This window comes from Kitasatospora sp. NEAU-69, from assembly GCF_057158765.1.
In genome coordinates this window covers 367878-384999 of record NZ_JBWXUE010000002.1, presented here as the reverse complement: position 1 = coordinate 384999, position 17122 = coordinate 367878, and the positions used below count along the sequence as shown (strand labels likewise).

Below are 17122 nucleotides of genomic sequence, written 5' to 3'. Positions count from 1 at the left end.
CGGCCGGCGCACCCGGCGGGCACCGCGCCACGGCGGCTCCGCGAGCCGAGCGGACTGTGCCGTGCACAAGCGGTTCCGGGGGACGAGGTGACGAGAGCTGTGGAAATCGACGCCGCGCCTGGTGCGGAACACGTGGCAGAACACGTGAACGAGCCGGGCCGATCGGTGGAGATCGACGAAATAGAGCCGCCCGGAGGCTACGCCTACATCATCGCGATGGTGCTTTCCTGTGTTGCCTCCGCCGCCGCCTACCGGTCATTCCCGGACTGGAAAGGGCTGGCCGTGAGCGCCGGCTTCGGAACCGTGTTCGGCGGCGCGGCGCGCGGCTGGATGCACCGCGCCCGGATCCGCGCGCACCTGGAGTCACACCTGCGTTGATCAGACCCCGGCGGCCACCAGTCGGTCCGCCGCGAGTTCGCGCTGCCACAGCCCGCGCAGCCGCCCGTCCGGACGGCTCGTCAGCTCCGCCCAGTCACCGCGCTCGACCACCCGGCCGCCGTCGAGCACCACGATCTCGTCCACCGCCGCCTCGGCGAGCCCGGCCAGGCGGTGGGTGATCAGCAGCGTCGCGCGGCCCTCGGTCGCGGCGAGCAGGTCGGCGGTCAGCGCGTCGGCGGTGGGCAGGTCGAGGTGCTCGGCGGGCTCGTCCAGGATCAGCAGCGGGAAGTCGGCGAGCAGCGCGCGGGCGAGCGCGAGGCGCTGGCGCTGGCCGCCGGAGAGGCGGGCGCCGTGCTCGCCGACCATGGTGTCCAGGCCCTCGGGCAGGGTGTCCACCCAGTCGAGCAGGCGGGCGGCGGTGAGCGCCGCGCGCAGCTCGGTGTCGCTCGCGGCGGGCCGGGCCAGCCGGAGGTTCTCACGCAGCGAGCTGTCGAAGACGTGCGCGTCCTGGGCGCAGAGGCCGATCGCCCGGCGCAGGTCGTCGCCGTCAAGCGTTCGACTGTCCACAGGCTGTGGACAACTCGCGGCGAGCATGACAGCTCCCGCCTCCTGGTCGAGCAGCCGCAGCAGCACCTGCGCGAGCGTCGTCTTGCCGGATCCGGACGGGCCGACCACGGCCACCCGGCGCCCGGCCGCGAGGTCGAGGTCGACGCCGTCCAGCGCGTACGCCTCCTGTCCGGGCCAGCGGGCCCGCAGTCCGCGCACCGCGAGCGGGAACGGGTCGGCCGGGAGCGCCACCGGAGCCTCGGGCTCGACCACCGGCTCGGGCGTGTCGAGCACCTCGACGAGCCGTTCGGCCGCCGCCCGGCTGCGCTCGCGGACCTGGACGGCGCCGGGCAGCCCGGCCACCGCCTCGAACGCGGCGAGCGGGGTGAGGATGACGAGCGCCAGGCAGAGCCCCGACAGGCTCCCCGCCCGGACCCCGCCGATCCCGACCGCCGCGCACCCGACCACCGTCCACCCGGTGAGCAGCGCCATCAGTCCGGCGCCGAGCGCCGTGCTGCCGGCGGAGCGCGCGGCGAGCCCGGTCAGCCGGGCGTCGGCGGCCCGGACGGCGGCGAGCCGGGCCGGCAGCGCGCCGGCCACCGTCAACTCGGCCGCGCCGGTGCAGGTGTCGAGCACCGCCGAGGCCAACGCACCGCGTGCGGGGGCTTGTTGACGCTCGGTCCGGCCGCTCAGCCGAGCGGTCAGCAGCGGCAGCGCGACGCCCGCGAGCAGCAGCCCGACCGCCAGCGCGATCCCGGCGCCGGGCAGCAGCAGACCGAGCAGCACGGAGGTCGCGAGCGAGACGGTGAGGGCCACGGCCGCCGGGAGCCGCCAGCGCAGGTACCAGTCCTGCACCGAGTCCACGTCCGCGACCAGCCGGGAGAGCAGGTCACCGCGCCGGAACGCGGGCAGCGCGGCGGGCGCGAGGCGCTCCAGGCGCCGGTAGACGGTCACCCGCAGGCTGCCGAGCGTGCGCAGCACGGCGTCGTGCGAGACCAGCCGCTCGGCGTAGCGGAACACGCTGCGGCCGACGCCGAAGGCGCGCACGGCGGTGACGGCCATCAGCAGGTAGAGCACCGGCGGGTGCTGGGAGGCGCGCGAGATCAGCCAGCCCGAGGTCGCCATCAGCGCGACGGCGCAGCCGAGCGCGAGGCCGCCGAGCAGCACGGCGAGCGCGAACCGGCGGCGCGGGCGACCGGCCTCGGCGGTGCGGAAGAGCTGCGCGATCCGGCGCAGCGGGGTGCCACCGGGCGTGAGGGGTGCGAGGGGTGCGCTCGCGGGCAGTGCGGGAGCGGCCACGGGGACGGCAGCCCGGGTGGCCACGGACACGGGCGCGGGAAGTGAAGCAGCAGCAGGCACCCCCAGCCGGACCCGCCGGTCCGCCACCGCCAGCAGCGCCGGCCGGTGCGCGACCAGCAGCACCGTCCGCGCCGGGTCCGCCGCCAGCGCGCGCACCGCCTCGACGACCGCCGCCTCGCTCTCGGCGTCCAGGTTCGCGGTCGGCTCGTCCAGCAGCACCAGCGGACGGCCGGTCAGCAGTGCGCGGGCCAGCGCGAGTCGCTGCCGCTGCCCGGCCGACAGCCCCGCGCCGCCCTCGCCGAGCACGGTGTCCAGGCCGCGCGGCAGGCGGTCCACGAAGTCGAGCGCGTGCGCGGCGGCCAGCGCCGCGCGCACCTCGGCCTCGCTCGCCTCCGCCCTGGCCAGCCGGACGTTCTCGCCGACCGTGCCGGCGAAGAGATGCGGCCGCTGCGGCACCCAGGCGATCTGGGCCCGCCAGGACGCCGGATCCAGCTCCGCCAGGTCGTACGAACGCCCGTCGGCGGCGGTGATCCGCACGCTCCCGGCCGCCGGGCGGACGAAGCCGAGCAGCACCGCGAGCAGCGTGCTCTTGCCCGCCCCGCTCGGCCCGGTGAGTGCGGTCGTGCTGCCGGGGGCCAGGTCGAGCGCGGCGCCGTCGAGTGCGGGGACGGTGCGGCCCGGGTGGGTGACGGTCAGCGGGCCGACGGCCAGCGCCGCGCCGGCGAGCGCGGGGGAGGCCAGCGTGCCGGCCGCCGGCAGCGGGGTCTCCAGCACCGCGAAGACCTCCTCGGCGGCCGCCAGCCCCTCCGCGCTGGAGTGGTAGAGCGCGCCGACCTGGCGCAGCGGCAGGTAGACCTCCGGCGCCAGGATCAGCACCAGCAGTCCGGTCTCCAGCCCGAGCGTGCCGTCCACCAGGCGGAACCCGATCGAGACGGCGACCAGCGCGACCGACAGCGTGCTCAGCAGCTCCAGCGCGAACGAGGAGACGAAGGCGATCCGCAGCGTGCGCAGCGTGGCCCGCCGGTACTCGTCGGTGATCCGGGCGATCGCGGCGGCCTGCGCCTTCGCCCGGCCGAAGACCTTGAGCGTCGGCAGCCCGCCGACCACGTCCAGGAAGTGGTGCGAGAGCCGGGCCAGTGAGCGCCACTGCCGGTCCATCCGGGACTGGGTGGCCCAGCCGATCAGCATCATGAAGACCGGGATCAGCGGCAGCGTGCCCGCGATGATCGCGGCCGAGACCCAGTCGGCGCCGAGGATCCGGCTGAGCAGCACGACCGGCACCACGACCGCGAGCGCGAGCTGCGGCAGGTAGCGGGCGAAGTAGTCGTCGAGCGCGTCGATCCCCCGGGTGGCGAGCGTGGTCAGCTCGCCGCTGCGCCGGCCGTCCAGGTACGACGGGCCGAGCGCGCTCGCGTGGTCGAGCAGCCGCAGCCGCAGCGTCGACTTCACCCGGGCCACCGAGCGGTGCGCGGTCAGCTCGGTCAGCCAGGCCACCGCCGCCCGGCCGAGCGCCGTCGCGGCGAGCAGCAGCAGCGGGGTGGTCAGCGCGGCCAGGCCCTGCCCGCGCTGGAAGCAGCGGACCACGATATCGGCGATCAGCGTGGCCTGGCAGAGCACCAGCACCGCGCCGATCCCGCCGAGCAGCACCGAGCCGGCCAGGAAGGCCCGGGTGGTGCGGGCGTGGCTCAGCAGCCGGGGGTCAACGGGTCGCATGGCGGTCAGCTCTCGACCGAGGCCGAGGCCGAGGGCGCGGCGGGGCCGGAGCCGGCGCCGGGGATGTGCTGGACGCCGATCCGCTTGCGGAACACCCAGTACGTCCACCCCTGGTAGAGCAGCACCAGCGGCGTGAAGATCGCCGCGACGATCGTCATCAGCTTCAGCGTGTACGGCGAGGAGGCCGCGTTGGTGACCGTCAGGCTCCAGGCCGGGTCGAGCGTCGAGGGCATCACGTTCGGGAAGAGCGACAGGAAGAGCATCCCGACCGCCGCCACGATGGTCAGCCCGGAGAGCGCGAACGCCCAGCCCTCGCGCGCCACCCGGTTCGCCGCGAGCGCGCCGAGCAGCGCGAGCACCGCGACGACCAGCGCGGCCAGGCTCCAGCCGTCGCCGTGGTGCGCCTGGGTCCAGCTCAGGAAGGCCAGCGCGAGCACCGCCGTCAGCAGGCCGAGCCACTGCGCCAGCGCCCGTGCGCGCTCCCGGATCCCGCCGACCGTCTTGAGCGCGGCGAAGAGCGCACCGTGGAACGTGAAGAGGACGAGCGTGACCAGGCCGCCGAGCAGCGCGTACGGGTTGAGCAGGTCCCCGAGGCCGCCGGTGTAGTTCTTCTGCCGGTCGATGGCCACGCCGTGCACGATGTTCGCGAACGCGACGCCCCACAGGAACGCGGGCAGCAGCGAGGTCCAGAAGATCGCCTGCTCCCAGTTGCGCTGCCAGCGCTCCTCGGAGCGCTTGTGCCGGTACTCGAACGCGACCCCGCGCACGATCAGGCAGACCAGGATCACCAGCAGCGGGATGTAGAAGCCGCTGAAGAGCGTGGCGTACCAGTCCGGGAAGGCCGCGAAGGTCGCGCCGCCCGCGGTCAGCAGCCAGACCTCGTTGCCGTCCCAGACCGGGCCGATCGTGTTGATCAGCACCCGGCGCTCGGCCCGGTCGCGGGCGAGCAGCTTGGTCAGGATGCCGATGCCGAAGTCGAAGCCCTCCAGGAAGAAGTAACCGATCCAGAGGACCGCGATCAGGACGAACCAGACGTCGTGGAGTTGCATGTGTCCTTCTCCCCCGGTCTCAGTAGGCGAACGCGAGCGGCTTGTCGGCGTCCTCGTCCGAGGAGGGGCCGCGCAGCGTCGGGTCCTTGGCGGGCGGGCGCTCGTCCACGTCCGGGCCGGCCTTCGCGTACTTGACGAGCAGCCGGACCTCGATCACCGCGAGCACCGCGTAGAGCGCGGTGAAGGTGCTGAACGCGATCACCTGGGTGGTCACGCTGACGTTGGGGGAGACCGCGTCCGAGGTCTTCATCAGCCCGAAGACGACCCAGGGCTGCCGGCCCATCTCGGTGAAGATCCAGCCGAAGCTGTTGGCGATCAGCGGGAACCCCATGGTCAGGATGCCGATCCGCCAGCTCCACTTGGTCAGCAGCGTGTTCATCTCGCGGTCGCGGGTGAGCATCAGGCGCGGGGGTTCGTCCTCGCCGGTGCGGAACTCAGGGGCGAGCCAGAACTTCCGGCGGGTGGTCCACAGGCCGATCAGGCCGGCCGCGAAGGAGGTCATCCCGAAGCCCATCATGAGCCGGAAGCCCCAGTAGGTGACGAAGATGTTCGGGATGTAGTCGCTGGGCTTGCCGCCGTACTTGGCCGCCTCGGCGGCGGCGGTGTCGTTGATGCCGGGCACCGGCGAGCTGAAGTCGCTCTTGGCGAGGAAGGAGAGTATCCCCGGGACCTCCAACTCCACCGAGTTGTGGCCCTGGTTGACGTTGCCGACGGCGAAGATCGAGAACGGCGCCGGCGCCTGCGTCTCCCAGAGCGCCTCGGCCGAGGCCATCTTCATCGGCTGCTGCTCGAACATCACCTTGGCCAGCGTGTCACCGCTGATCGCGGTGCCGAGCCCGGCGACCACGGCCATCACCAGGCCGAGCCGCAGCGAGGTGCGCATCGCGGCCACCTTGCGGCGGTCGGTGTCCGCCGGGCGGCGCTTGGCCTTCCAGAGGTGGAACGAGGCGATGCCGACCATGAACGCGGCGCCGGTCAGGAACGCGGCGGTGAGCGTGTGGAAGACCACGACGACCGTGGTGTCCTGGAACAGCACCCGGGTGATGTCGGTGAGCTGGGCCTTCTTCGTCACCGGGTCGATCGTGTAGCCGGACGGGTGCTGCATCCAGGAGTTGGCCGCCAGGATGAAGTACGCCGAGAGCACGGTGCCGAGCGCGACCATCCAGATGCAGGCGCAGTGGATCTTCTTCGGCAGCTTGTCCCAGCCGAAGATCCACAGCCCGATGAACGTGGACTCGAAGAAGAACGCGATCAGCGCCTCCATCGCGAGCGGCGCCCCGAAGACGTCCCCGACGAAGCGCGAGTAGTCCGACCAGTTCATCCCGAACTGGAACTCCTGCACGATGCCGGTGACCACGCCCATGGCGATGTTGATCAGGAAGAGCTTTCCCCAGAACTTGGTGGCGTGGAAGTACTTCTCCTTGCCCGTCCGCACCCAGGCCGTCTCCAGCCCCGCCACCATCGCGGCCAGACTGATCGTCAGCGGCACGAAGAGGAAGTGGTAGACGGTGGTGACCCCGAACTGCCATCGCGCGATCGTCTCGTGAGCGACTGATAGCTCCACTTCGCCCTCTCCCTGCGGCCGTCTGTCCGGTCTGAGTGTCTTTCACCCAGATCCTGCCTGACATGGCGGACAAAAGTGCCATTCATCGCGAAGCGCACCAATACCCGCCAAGCTTGCGAGCTTGTGAACGTGAACACGTTCACAAGCTGCACGAGGACAGTATTACGCACACGCGTTTGGGTGGACACGGCGGGGGTGTGTGACGGAGAAGACGTGAAGGCGAAGCGTGAGAAGTGGGCGCGCGGGGAAGGCTCTACTTCTTCTCGGCCCGGGCCGGGCTACTCGCCGCTCGATCGGGGGAGCGCCAGCTTGAAGGTGGCGCCCCGGGTCGGGGTCGGGTCGAGCGTGATGGTGCCGCCGTGGGCGCGGGCCAGGGCGGCGGCGATGGCCAGGCCCAGGCCCGCGCCGCCGCCGTCGTGGCGGCTGCGCGAGGCGTCCACGCGGTAGAAGCGCTCGAACACGCGAGCCGCCTGATCCGGCGTCAACCCAGGCCCTGAGTCCGCGACTTCGAGGACGCAGTGGTCGGCCGTGGCGCCCACCCCGATCCGCACGGCGGTGCCGCGCGGGGTGTGCTTGACGGCGTTGCCGACCAGGTTGGTGACGACCTGGCGCAGCCGGGCCTCGTCGCCGAGGACGGCCGCCGCGCCCGGGGCGCCGGCGCCGCCCGGGCCGGTGAGCGAGACCGCGCGGGTCGGGTCGAGGGCGGTGAGGTCGTGCAGCGCGTCGGCGGCGAGGGTGCGCAGGTCCATCGGGGCGAGGTCGAGCGGGCGCTCCTCGTCGAGCCGGGCCAGCGTCAGCAGGTCCTCGACCAGGCCGCCCATCCGGACCGCCTCGGACTCGATCCGGTCCATGGTGCGCTTGACGTCCGCCTCGGAAGCGAACGCGCCCATCCGGTAGAGCTCGGCGAAACCACGGATGCCGGCCAGCGGGGTGCGCAGCTCGTGCGAGGCGTCCGCGACGAAGCTGCGCATCCGCGCCTCGGACTCGGCGCGGGCGGCGAACGCGGACTCGATCTGGTCGAGCATCCCGTTCAGCGCGAGCGAGAGCCGGCCGACCTCGGTGCCGCTGCCGAGCTCCGGCATCCGGTAGGAGAGCTCGCCGGCCGCGATCCGCTCGGTGCCGCGCTCGATCCGGCGCAGCGGCAGCAGACCGGCCCGGACCGCGAACGTGCCCAGGCCCGCGATCAGCAGCAGCGAGATGCCGCCGATCGCCTCGAAGGCGTCCTGCAGCTGCTCGCTGGAGGCGTCCACCTCCGACAGCGAGATGGCGCTCATCACGTAGGACGAGTTGCTGCCGGCCGGGACCGGCACGTTCGGCACGTCGTTGGTGCGCTGGATCGGCAGGATCAGCACCCGCCAGCGCGGGCCGTGGTGCTCGCCGAGCACGGAGAACGGCTTGCCCAGGTGCCCGGCCAGCACCGAGGGGGACATCTTGGGCAGCAGCGGACCGGGATCGGACTCGGCGATCGGCTGGCGGTACACCTTGCGCACACTGCCGTCGGCGGCGAGCATCCGGACCTCGTAGAGGCTGGGCAGCCCGGGCAGGTACTGGACCCGCTTGCCGTTGTCGCCGCCGGGCGCGGTCGGCGGCGGGTCGGCGGCGAACGGGGAGGGCGTCGGGCGGTTGTCGGAGCCGTTGTTCGGGTGCTGGCCGGTGCGGTGCGCGAGCGGGCCGCCGAAGCGGGTCAGCTGCTGGTCGATCCGGCCGGTCAGCTCGGTGCGCACGGTGTCGAGCACCACCACGTCGCTGACCACCAGACCGGTGGTGACCAGCGCGAGGGTGAGTGCGAGCAGCCGGGTGCGCAGCGAGAGCCGCCCGGTGCGCCGCAGCAGCGGCGCGAACGGACGGGCCAGCGGCCGGACGACGCGCCCGAGCCCGCCGAACCGGCGGCGCAGTGGGCCGGGAACGCGCACGCTCGGTCAGTCCTGCTGCTGCGGCGGTCGGCGCAGCGCGTAGCCGATGCCGCGCACCGTGTGGATCAGCTTCGGGCCGTGGTCGGGGCCGGAGTCGAGCTTGCGGCGCAGGTAGGAGATGTACGACTCGACGATGCTCAGGTCGCCGCCGAAGTCGTAGGCCCAGACGTGGTCCAGGATCTGCGCCTTGGAGACCACCCGGCCGACGTTCGCCATCAGGTAGTGCAGCAGCTTGAACTCGGTCGGCGAGAGCGCGACCGGGCGCCCGTCCCGGGTGACCTCGTGGGCCAGCGGGTCCAGGGTCAGGTCGGCGACGGTGAGCCGGCCATCCTCGGCGGGGCCGCCGGCCCGGCGCAGGATCGCCCGGATCCGGGCGATCAGCTCCTCCAGGCTGAACGGCTTGGTCACGTAGTCGTCGGCGCCGGCCGCCAGGCCGTGCACCTTGTCCTCGGTGCCGTCCTTGGCGGTCAGGAAGAGCACCGGCAGGTGGTCGGCGGGGCGCGGCCGGCCGGGGCGGGCGGCGAGGCCGGCCGGGTTGGCGATCTGCTGGCGGCGGGTCTGCTCGCGCAGCCGCTCGACGACGGTGAAGCCGTCCAGGTCGGGCAGCATCACGTCGAGCACGACCAGGTCGGGGCGCTCGACGGAGATCGCGGCCAGCGCCTCCTCACCGGTGGCGGCCGACTCCACCCGGAAGCCGGAGAAGCGCAGCGAGGCGGAGAGCAGCTCGCGGATGTTCGGCTCGTCGTCGACCACCAGCAGGAACGCCTCGCCGGTCGCGCGTCCCGGCTGGGCCGGGGCGGGCGGTGCGTACGGCGCGGGCGGCGCGTACGGAGCATGCGAGGTGAGCTGGGCGTTCGACGCGAGGCTCGGAGCGCTCGTCGTGGTGGGCGCAGTCACGGGTCCGCCTCCCGGGGCCGGGGTGATTCGTCCCATCTGATGATGGTCCCGGGAGGCTACGCGCGATAGATGAAAAGCGCATGAACGGGTTGGTCGTACGTATCCGGACGGGCCCGTTCCGACTGTGCCCCTGCTCCGGCTGCGCACCCCCGCCGCTACTGCGCCCCCGCCCGCGCCGGCCGCCCGGCTCAGCCGGCGTTCGCCACCGTGGACTGCCCGGCTTCGGCGGCCGCGGCGGCGGCCGCCGCCTGCTCGGCCAGGCCCTTGGCCTGGGAGCGCTTGGCGTACCTGATCGTCCAGAAGATCAGCCCGCCGGTGAACACGTACGGGAGGGTGTTGTTGACCGTGACCATCGTCGTGGCCGACAGCGAGTAGACCAGGACGATCCGGACCGCCGCCTCGACGAGCGAGCCCACGCCCCAGCCGATGGTCAGGTTGCGCTGCACCCGGCGGAACCGCTCGTACTGCCAGAGGCCGTTGAACCAGGCCGTCTGCGCCGGAGTGCCGTCGGTGGCGAACTTGCGGCCGAAGTAGAACATCAGCGGCTTGGGCGCGAGCAGCGTGGCCAGGCAGACCACCCCGAACAGGCCGGTGACCAGGGAGTCCTTGGCGAGCAGCATCCGGGCGTCGTGCGGGCCGACACCGGCGGCCACGGCGCCCAGCACGACGAAGATCAGCGAGAAGATCGCGAACTCGTCCAGCTTCCGGTGCCAGGCCACGTAGATCAGGATGTCCAGCACCGGGCCGAGGCCGGAGAGCAGGATCGACGTGAAGTCGTTGAAGCCGTTGGCGTGCAGCTGGTTGTAGATCAGGATCGGTGCGCCGACGTTGAACGCGATACTGACCAGCCACCCGAGAGCGGCCTGCTTGCCCTTGCGGGCAGGGGCGATCGGTGCGGCAGTGGACATGGTTCCCCCGAGATAAAAAGATGCTGGTGAACCGGCCTGGCGGCCGGTCCGCGCACATTCTGGCGGAACACGGCCGGTGGCAGCCAGGGGGCGGCCGCATCGATCACGGCCGGCGTGACGGCCCGTCACCGACGGGCCCACGCCGTTCGCTCAGCGTCAGCCGCCGGTCGTCCCGCCGCCACCACCGCCGGCGGCCGCACCGCCACCGCCACCGCCACCGCCACCGAAGCCACCGCCGCCACCACCGAAGCCGCCACCCCCGCCGCCGAAGCCGCCGAGCGCGCCGCCCTCGGTCAGCTGCGACGCCGAGTAGCCGCCGGAGCCGTCCGGCGTGCCGACCACGGTCACGCTCTGGCCCGGCTGCAGGTCGCTGACCTTGCCGTCCTGGGTGGTCTGCACCTTGGTGGTGCCGCCGGTGGTGACCTTCACGATGTTGCCGCTGGCGTCCGTCAGGTAGACGGTGGTGCCGTCGACCAGCTTGACCGTGCCGCGGGTGAAGCCCGCCGCACCGCCCTGCCCGCCGCCCGCGCCACCGGCCGCACCGCCGCCGGCGCCACCGCGGCGGGAGCTGCCGCCCGCCGCCCCGGCCTGCCCGGCACCGCGCGCGCCGGCGGCCGTGGTGCGGCTGTTCGCCGGGGTCGCACCGTCGTTCTTCTGGTACCAGGCACCGCCGGTGAACGCGGCCGCCGCGATCACGCCACCGGCCAGCAGCAGGGTCAGCCAGGGCAGCTTGCGCCGCGGCGGGGCCGCCAGCTCCGCGGTGACGTCGCGGGCGTCCGGCGCGGTGGACAGCAGCTCGACATGGGCGGCGGCGTCGCCGGAGAGCACTCCGGGGCTCGCCGGCTGCACCGCCACCGGGCCGGGCTCCCCCGGCACCGCCGGCAGCCGGACCGTGTCGTCGGCCCGGAACAGGTCGCTGTTGTTGGTCGGCATGGGCTCTGCCTGCTCCCGCTCGTCTGGGGTCAGCTGACCCGTCGTCATACCAGTGCTCGTCGGCTTGCCGAGGCTGATCCGCCTGTGCGTGCTGCTCATCGGTCCGTCCCTACTCGTGCCGCAGCGCGTCGATCGGACGCAGCGAGGCGGCCCGGTTGGCCGGGTAGCTGCCGAAGAAGAGACCGATCGCCACGGCGATCCCGAACGCCCCGAGCACCGAGGAGGGGATCACCACCGGCTTGATCCCGACCACGCTGAAGTGCGAGCCGATGATGCCGACCGCCACTCCGAGCCCGGCGCCGAGCACCGAGAGCAGCGTGGACTCGGTGAGGAACTGCCCGAGGATCACCGCCTTCGGCGCACCGAGCGCCTTGCGGATGCCGATCTCCCTGGTCCGCTCGGTCACCGTGACCAGCATGATGTTCGTGATGCCGATGCCGCCGACCAGCAGCGAGATCGCGGCCACCGCGCCGAGCAGCACGGTGAACGTCTTGCTGGTGCTCTCCCGCGCGGTGAGCAGCGAGGCCTGGTTGCTCACCCGGAAGTCGAGCTTGGTCGGGTCGGTGATCTGGTGCGTCCCCATCAGCACCTGGGTGATCTCGCTCTGCGCGGCCGTCGTGGTGTCGGCCGAGGTGGCCTGGACCAGGATCTGGCTGACCGAGCCGAAGCCGGTGAAGGCGTTCTGCACGGTCGGCAGCGGCGCGATCACGACGTCGTCCGGGTCGGTGAAACCGGTGCTGCCGCCCTTGGTCGTCAGCACCCCGATCACGGTGAACGGCGTGCCGCCGATGCTGATGCTCTTGCCGACCGGGTTGTCGGTGTCGAACAGCTGCTTGGCGGTGGTGGAGCCGAGCACGCAGACCTTGCTGGAGTTCAGCACGTCGTCGTTGGTGAAGTAGTCACCCTGGGCGACCTTGTCGTTCGCCGTCTCGAAGTACGCCGGGTAGGTGCCGACGATCGAGCCGGGGGTGTACGAGATGTCCCCGTACACCGCGCTGCCGCTGGCCGTGACGACCGGGGCGACCGACTTGATGTCGGGCGCGACGCTCTGGTCGGCGAGCGCCTTCGCGTCGTCCACCGTGAGCTTCTTGGTGCTGCCCGCGTTGCGCGAGCCGCCGAAGGAGGAGCCGGAGGAGACGGTGAGCGAGTTGGTGCCGAGCGAGGTGATCGAGTTCTTCACCGCCGCCGAGGAGCCGTTGCCGACCGCCAGCAGCAGGATGACCGAGGCGACACCGATCAGCACGCCGAGCATGGTGAGCGCGGAGCGCACCTTGTTGGCGGCCAGACCGGCGAGCGCGAAGCGCAGCATCTGGAAGAGGATCACGGCCGGCCTCCGATCAACTGCGCGTTCGGCTGCGCGCTGCCGCGCTGCCGCAGCTGCGCGGCGAGCACCGGCGGCGGGCCGACGACCGGCCCCTGCCGGATGTCGGAGATGATCTTGCCGTCCACCAGCCGCAGTACCCGCTTGGCGTGCGCGGCCACCTCGTCCTCGTGGGTGATCAGCACGACCGTGCGTCCGGTCGAGTTCAGTCCGTCGATGATCGTCAGTACCTCTTCGGTGGAGCGGGTGTCCAGGTTGCCGGTCGGCTCGTCGGCCAGCAGCATCGCCGGTGCGGTGACCAGCGCGCGGGCCACCGCGACACGCTGCTGCTGACCGCCGGAGAGCTCGTTCGGCTTGTGGTCGGTCCGCTCCGCGAGGCCGACCAGCGCGAGCGCGGCCATCGCGCGCTTGCGCCGCTCGGCGGCCCGCACACCCGCGTAGGCGAGCGGCAGTTCCACCTGGGCCAGCGCCGTGGTGCGCGGCACCAGGTTGAAGGACTGGAAGATGAAGCCGATCTTGCGGTTGCGGACCAGCGACAGCTGGCCCTCGTCCAGGTGGCCGACGTCGATGCCGTCCAGCAGGTAGCGCCCCGCGGTCGGCACGTCCAGGCAGCCCAGGATGTTCATCAGGGTGGACTTGCCGGAGCCGGAGCTGCCCATCACCGCGACGAAGTCGCCCTGCTCGATGTCCAGATCGACACCGAGCGGCGCACCGGAGTGCGGGTCGGACTCGCCGCGCAGCGCGTGCACGGTCGCGTCGCCGTGGCCGTACGACTTGGTCAGGCTGCGGACCTGGATGACGGGCGGAGCCGTCTGCGGGCCCGTGGGTTCGGCGGGCGCGCTGTCACCGCGCGCCCGCGACCGACGGCCCATCAGTTGCCGCCCCGGGTGCCGCCACCGCCGCCGCCACCGGCGCGACCGCCGCCGCCACCGGCACCGCCGCCGAAACCGCCCGCGCCGCCGCCGAGGCCGGGGAAGGCGCCGCTCGGGAAGCCGTTGCTGCCGCCCGCGGTGGTCGAGGCGATCACGACCTTGTCGCCCTCGTTCAGACCGGAGGTCACCTGCACGGTGGTGTCGCCGACGACGCCGACCTGGACGCTGACCCGGCTGGTGGTGCCGTCCGGCTTCACGACGGTCGCGGTGCGGGTCGAGCCGGTGCCGGCCAGCGCCGAGGAGGCGACCGAGAGCGCGTTGTCGGCCTCGCCGGTGACCACCGAGATGGTCGCGCTCAGGCCAGTGCGCAGCTGGCTGGTGTCACCGAGGATGTTCAGGATCGCGGAGTACTGGACCGCGCTGCTGGTGCCGCCACTGGACGCGACCGGGAGCGAACTGACCGAGAGCACGGTCGCGTTCAGCTTCGTGTCGGACTGCGCGTTGAGCGTGACGGACGCCGCCTCGCCCTTCTTCAGCTTCAGCGAGTCGAGCTCGGAGAAGGTCGCGGTGACCTGCATGCCGGTCGGGTTGGTCAGCACGATGAAGCCGGACGGCTCGGCGGAGGCGGAGGAGGCGCTGGTCTTGCCGGAGCTGCTGCCCGAGCTGCTCGCGCCGCCACCGGAGGAGCCGCTGCCGACGCCGGCGCCGGTGCCCGCCACGGTGTCGCCGACCTTGTTGCTGATCGAGGCGACGGTGCCGGCCTCGGAGGCGGTCAGCGTGGTGCCGGTCAGCGCGGTCTGCGCGTTGGTGAGGTTGGTCTGCGCGGTGTCGAGCTGCTGCTGCGCCTGCGTGACCTGCTGCTCGGCCTGGGCGACCGCGGCCGGGTCCACCTTGGTGGTGGTGATGGTGGTCATCTGCGGGGCGGGGGTGTTGTTGCGGCTGCTGGAGTCGCCACCGCCGTTGTTGCTGTTCCCGCTGTTGTTGCTGTTGTTGCTACCGCTGTTGGTGTTGCTACCGGTGTTGCTGTTACTGCCGCTGCCGCCGTTGTTGTTGCTGCCGCCGCTGCCGCTGCTCGAGCCGCCGTTGCCGCCCGAACCGCCGCTGCCACCGCTACCGCCATTGCCACCGCCATTGCCGCCGCCATTGCCACCGGGGGCCGGGGCCGCGCTGGTCGGCGCCGCGGACGATGCCGAGGGCGACGGGCCGGCCGACGGGCCGGCGGGGGCGCTCGCGGAGCCGCTCGCCGAAGGCTTCGGGCTGGTCCAGGACGCGTCCACCGCAGCGGCGGCGGTGCTCCCCACCGGGACGGTGGTCGTCGTCGTGGTCCCGGCCTGGGCCTTGGTGAGGTTCGCCTGGGCGGTGGTCAACCCGGCCTGGGCCTCGGCCACGGCGCCGTTCGCGGCGGTCACCGCCTGCTGGGCGGCGGTGGTGTCGACGGTGGCCAGCACCTCGCCCGCGGTCACCTGGTCGCCGACGTTCACCTTGAGCGAGGTCAGCCTGCCACCGGTCACGAAGTCCTCCCCCGCGTCGGTGGGCGAGGAGAGGGCACCGGATCCGGACACCGTGGCCAGGACCGTTCCCTTGGTCACGGTCGCGGTACGTGCCGTCGGCTTCCCGGCGGCGGCGCTGCTGGTGCTGTTCACCGTGTTGTACGCCAGCGCGCCCCCAGCGAGGAGGGCCACACCGAGCACTGTGTTGACGAGGACGGCGCCACGCCGTCGCGGGAGGACCTTCATAGCGCCCAAGGTTCGCCCGGTGCTCTTGCGATGCCCTGAGCACAGACTGAGTGTTCGCTGAGGCGGTCAGCGAGCTCGATCAAGGGCAAATCAGGACATATGAGCGGCGCATCCGGGCCATCGAAAGATGGGATTGAGGCTACTCACAGCAAGTTCCCAGCCATCTGGGTCCCGGCTTTCACGCCTGCCCCGCCGGTCCGGGGCGGCTCGCAGGCCGATAATCCCAGACGACCCGGACAGCGCCCTGACAGTATGAAAAACAATCAGTCATGCCACTCAGGAGGACAGTTGACCTCGCTCGTGCACAGCATCACCTTCGACTGTGCGGACCCGTACCGGCTTGCCGGGTTCTGGTCCGCGGTCTCCGGCCGGCCGGTCGACCCGGAGAGCAAGCCGGGCGACGACGAGGTGATGGTGCCCGCGCCGGACGGCAGCGCGGCGCCCAACCTGCTCTTCATCCGGGTCCCGGAGGGCAAGACCGCCAAGAACCGGGTGCACCTGGACCTGCAGCCGGCCGGCCCGCGCGACGAGGAGGTCGAGCGGCTGAGCGCGCTCGGCGCCACGCTGCTGGAGGACCACCGCAAGCCGGACGGCACCGGCTGGGCGCTGATGGCCGACCTCGAGGGCAACGAGTTCTGCGTCGAGCGCAGCCTGGCGGAGCGGGCCGCGACCCCCTGGGCCGGCTGAGACCTGTAGCGAACGATCGACGGCGGGCCGGGGGTGTCCCCCCGGCCCGCCGTCGTCGGTCAGCTCGGCCGCTTCCCGCAGCCGGTGCCCACAGCCCCTACAGCTCCTACAGCTCCTACAGCTCCTACAGCTCCTTGCGGAACTCCGCCGCCACGCCGAGGAAGAGGTCGTTGGCCGCCTCCTCGCCGATCGTGACCCGGACGCCCTCGCCCGGGAACGGGCGGACGATCACGCCGGCCGCCGCGCAGGCCGCGGCGAAGTCCAGGGTCCGCTCGCCAAGCCGCAGCCAGACGAAGTTGGCCTGCGAGTCGGCGAGCGTCCAGCCCTGCTCGGCCAGCGCCGCCGCGACCCGGGCCCGCTCGACGACCAGCGCCTCGACCCGGACCATCAGCGCGTCCTCGGCGCGCAGCGAGGCGACCGCCGCGTCCTGGGCGAGCTGGCTGACGCCGAACGGGATCGCGGTCTTGCGCAGCGCGCCGGCGACCGGCTCGTGCGCGATCGCGAAGCCGACCCGCAGGCCGGCCAGGCCGTAGGCCTTGGAGAAGGTGCGCAGCACGGCGACGTTCGGCCGGTCGCGGTAGAGCTCGACGCCGTCCGGCACCTGCTCGTCGCGCAGGAACTCGCGGTACGCCTCGTCGACCACGATCAGGATGTCGGCGGGCACCGCGTCCAGGAACCGCTCCAGCTCGGGGCGGCGGATCGCGACACCGGTCGGGTTGTTCGGGTTGCAGACGAAGATCAGCCGGGTGCGCGGGGTGATCGCGGCGAGCATCGCGTCGAGGTCGTGCTCCTCACCGGCGGTCAGCGGCACCGCGACCGGGGTGGCACCGGCGACCTGCGTGATGATCGGGTAGGCCTCGAAGGAGCGCCAGGCGAAGATCACCTCGTCGCCCGGACCGGCGGTGGAGGAGACCAGCGACTGGGCCACGCCGACCGAGCCCGGACCGGTCGCGATGTGCTCGGCCGGCACGCCGAAGCGCTGGGCCAGCTCCTCGGTCAGCTCGGTGACCGCCATGTCCGGGTACCGGTTGAACGAGCCGGCGGCCGCGACGGCGGCCTCCAGCACGCCCGGCAGCGGCTCGTACGGGTTCTCGTTGGAGGACAGCTTGAACGCGTCGGCGCCGGCCGGCTTGCCGGGCTTGTAGGTGGGGATTGCGTCGAGGCTCGGGCGGAGCCGCGGACCCTGCGCTGCCGTACCGCTCACGGTGGTGCTCTCCTTCTACGTTCGATCCGGGCCGGCCCGGTAGGGCCCGCCCCGTCCCGCCGCGCGCCCCGGCGCTCGTTTGTGCGCCGGTCGCACCAACGG

Annotated in this window: 13 protein-coding genes; 2 read left to right on the top strand and 11 right to left on the bottom strand. The window is 72.6% G+C overall.

All coding sequences use genetic code 11. The annotated features are described in order from the left end of the window. The first annotated feature begins 99 nt into the window (after positions 1-99). Complete coding sequence (locus tag AC060L_RS03800) at positions 100-378, top strand: hypothetical protein (protein ID WP_483796954.1); 279 nt, start codon at positions 100-102, stop codon at positions 376-378. Here the strand turns inward: AC060L_RS03800 and cydD are convergent, their stop codons facing one another. The 10 genes from cydD to AC060L_RS03750 form a co-directional block, all read right to left on the bottom strand. After that, entirely contained in the window at positions 379-3936 is a 3558-nt protein-coding gene (cydD, locus tag AC060L_RS03795) for a thiol reductant ABC exporter subunit CydD (protein WP_483796953.1), read from the bottom strand. Between the two features lie 5 nt (positions 3937-3941). Next, positions 3942-4985 carry a cytochrome d ubiquinol oxidase subunit II gene (gene cydB / locus AC060L_RS03790; protein WP_483796951.1) on the bottom strand — a complete coding sequence of 348 codons (1044 nt, stop codon included), beginning with the start codon at positions 4983-4985 and terminating at the stop codon, positions 3942-3944. A 19-nt stretch (positions 4986-5004) separates the two neighbouring features. Beyond that, the gene (locus tag AC060L_RS03785) at positions 5005-6549 is read right to left on the bottom strand and encodes a cytochrome ubiquinol oxidase subunit I (protein ID WP_483796949.1); all 1545 of its coding nucleotides are present in this window, start codon (positions 6547-6549) and stop codon (positions 5005-5007) included. Between the two features lie 278 nt (positions 6550-6827). Further along, positions 6828-8462 carry a sensor histidine kinase gene (locus AC060L_RS03780; RefSeq protein WP_483796948.1) on the bottom strand — a complete coding sequence of 545 codons (1635 nt, stop codon included), beginning with the start codon at positions 8460-8462 and terminating at the stop codon, positions 6828-6830. Between the two features lie 6 nt (positions 8463-8468). Continuing rightward, on the bottom strand, positions 8469-9221 hold the full coding sequence (locus AC060L_RS03775; RefSeq protein WP_483797060.1) for a response regulator transcription factor: 753 nt from the start codon (positions 9219-9221) through the stop codon (positions 8469-8471). Positions 9222-9547: 326 nt separating this feature from the next. After that, positions 9548-10267 (bottom strand): VC0807 family protein, encoded by a 720-nt coding sequence (locus AC060L_RS03770; protein ID WP_483796947.1) that lies wholly within the window; start codon positions 10265-10267, stop codon positions 9548-9550. Between the two features lie 156 nt (positions 10268-10423). Beyond that, positions 10424-11299 (bottom strand): hypothetical protein, encoded by an 876-nt coding sequence (locus tag AC060L_RS03765; protein ID WP_483796946.1) that lies wholly within the window; start codon positions 11297-11299, stop codon positions 10424-10426. A gap of 10 nt (positions 11300-11309) precedes the next feature. Further along, positions 11310-12524 (bottom strand): ABC transporter permease, encoded by a 1215-nt coding sequence (locus AC060L_RS03760; protein WP_483796944.1) that lies wholly within the window; start codon positions 12522-12524, stop codon positions 11310-11312. Further along, on the bottom strand, positions 12521-13393 hold the full coding sequence (locus tag AC060L_RS03755; protein WP_483796943.1) for an ABC transporter ATP-binding protein: 873 nt from the start codon (positions 13391-13393) through the stop codon (positions 12521-12523). The genes AC060L_RS03760 and AC060L_RS03755 overlap by 4 nt, the downstream gene beginning before the upstream one ends. Next, positions 13393-15075: an efflux RND transporter periplasmic adaptor subunit gene (locus tag AC060L_RS03750; protein ID WP_483796942.1), complete on the bottom strand. Its 1683-nt coding sequence runs from the start codon at positions 15073-15075 to the stop codon at positions 13393-13395. Before AC060L_RS03750 ends, AC060L_RS03755 begins: the two co-directional genes overlap by 1 nt. Positions 15076-15417: 342 nt before the next feature. Here AC060L_RS03750 and AC060L_RS03745 point away from each other — a divergent pair, with 342 nt between their 5' ends. Then, entirely contained in the window at positions 15418-15816 is a 399-nt protein-coding gene (locus AC060L_RS03745; RefSeq protein ID WP_483796941.1) for a VOC family protein, read from the top strand. A gap of 124 nt (positions 15817-15940) precedes the next feature. On the opposite strand, the gene hisC is transcribed toward AC060L_RS03745, so the two are convergent. After that, positions 15941-17020 (bottom strand): histidinol-phosphate transaminase, encoded by a 1080-nt coding sequence (gene hisC, locus AC060L_RS03740; protein ID WP_483796940.1) that lies wholly within the window; start codon positions 17018-17020, stop codon positions 15941-15943. Positions 17021-17122 lie beyond the last annotated feature (102 nt).

Bases quoted from the DNA above. Each gene is read 5' to 3' on its own strand.
- AC060L_RS03770 (WP_483796947.1), bottom strand. From the start codon at position 10,267: ATGTCCACTGCCGCACCGATCGCCCCTGCCCGCAAGGGCAAGCAGGCC.
- AC060L_RS03765 (WP_483796946.1), bottom strand. From the start codon at position 11,299: ATGAGCAGCACGCACAGGCGGATCAGCCTCGGCAAGCCGACGAGCACT.
- cydB (WP_483796951.1), bottom strand. From the start codon at position 4,985: ATGCAACTCCACGACGTCTGGTTCGTCCTGATCGCGGTCCTCTGGATC.
- cydD (WP_483796953.1), bottom strand. From the start codon at position 3,936: ATGCGACCCGTTGACCCCCGGCTGCTGAGCCACGCCCGCACCACCCGG.
- AC060L_RS03755 (WP_483796943.1), bottom strand. From the start codon at position 13,393: ATGGGCCGTCGGTCGCGGGCGCGCGGTGACAGCGCGCCCGCCGAACCC.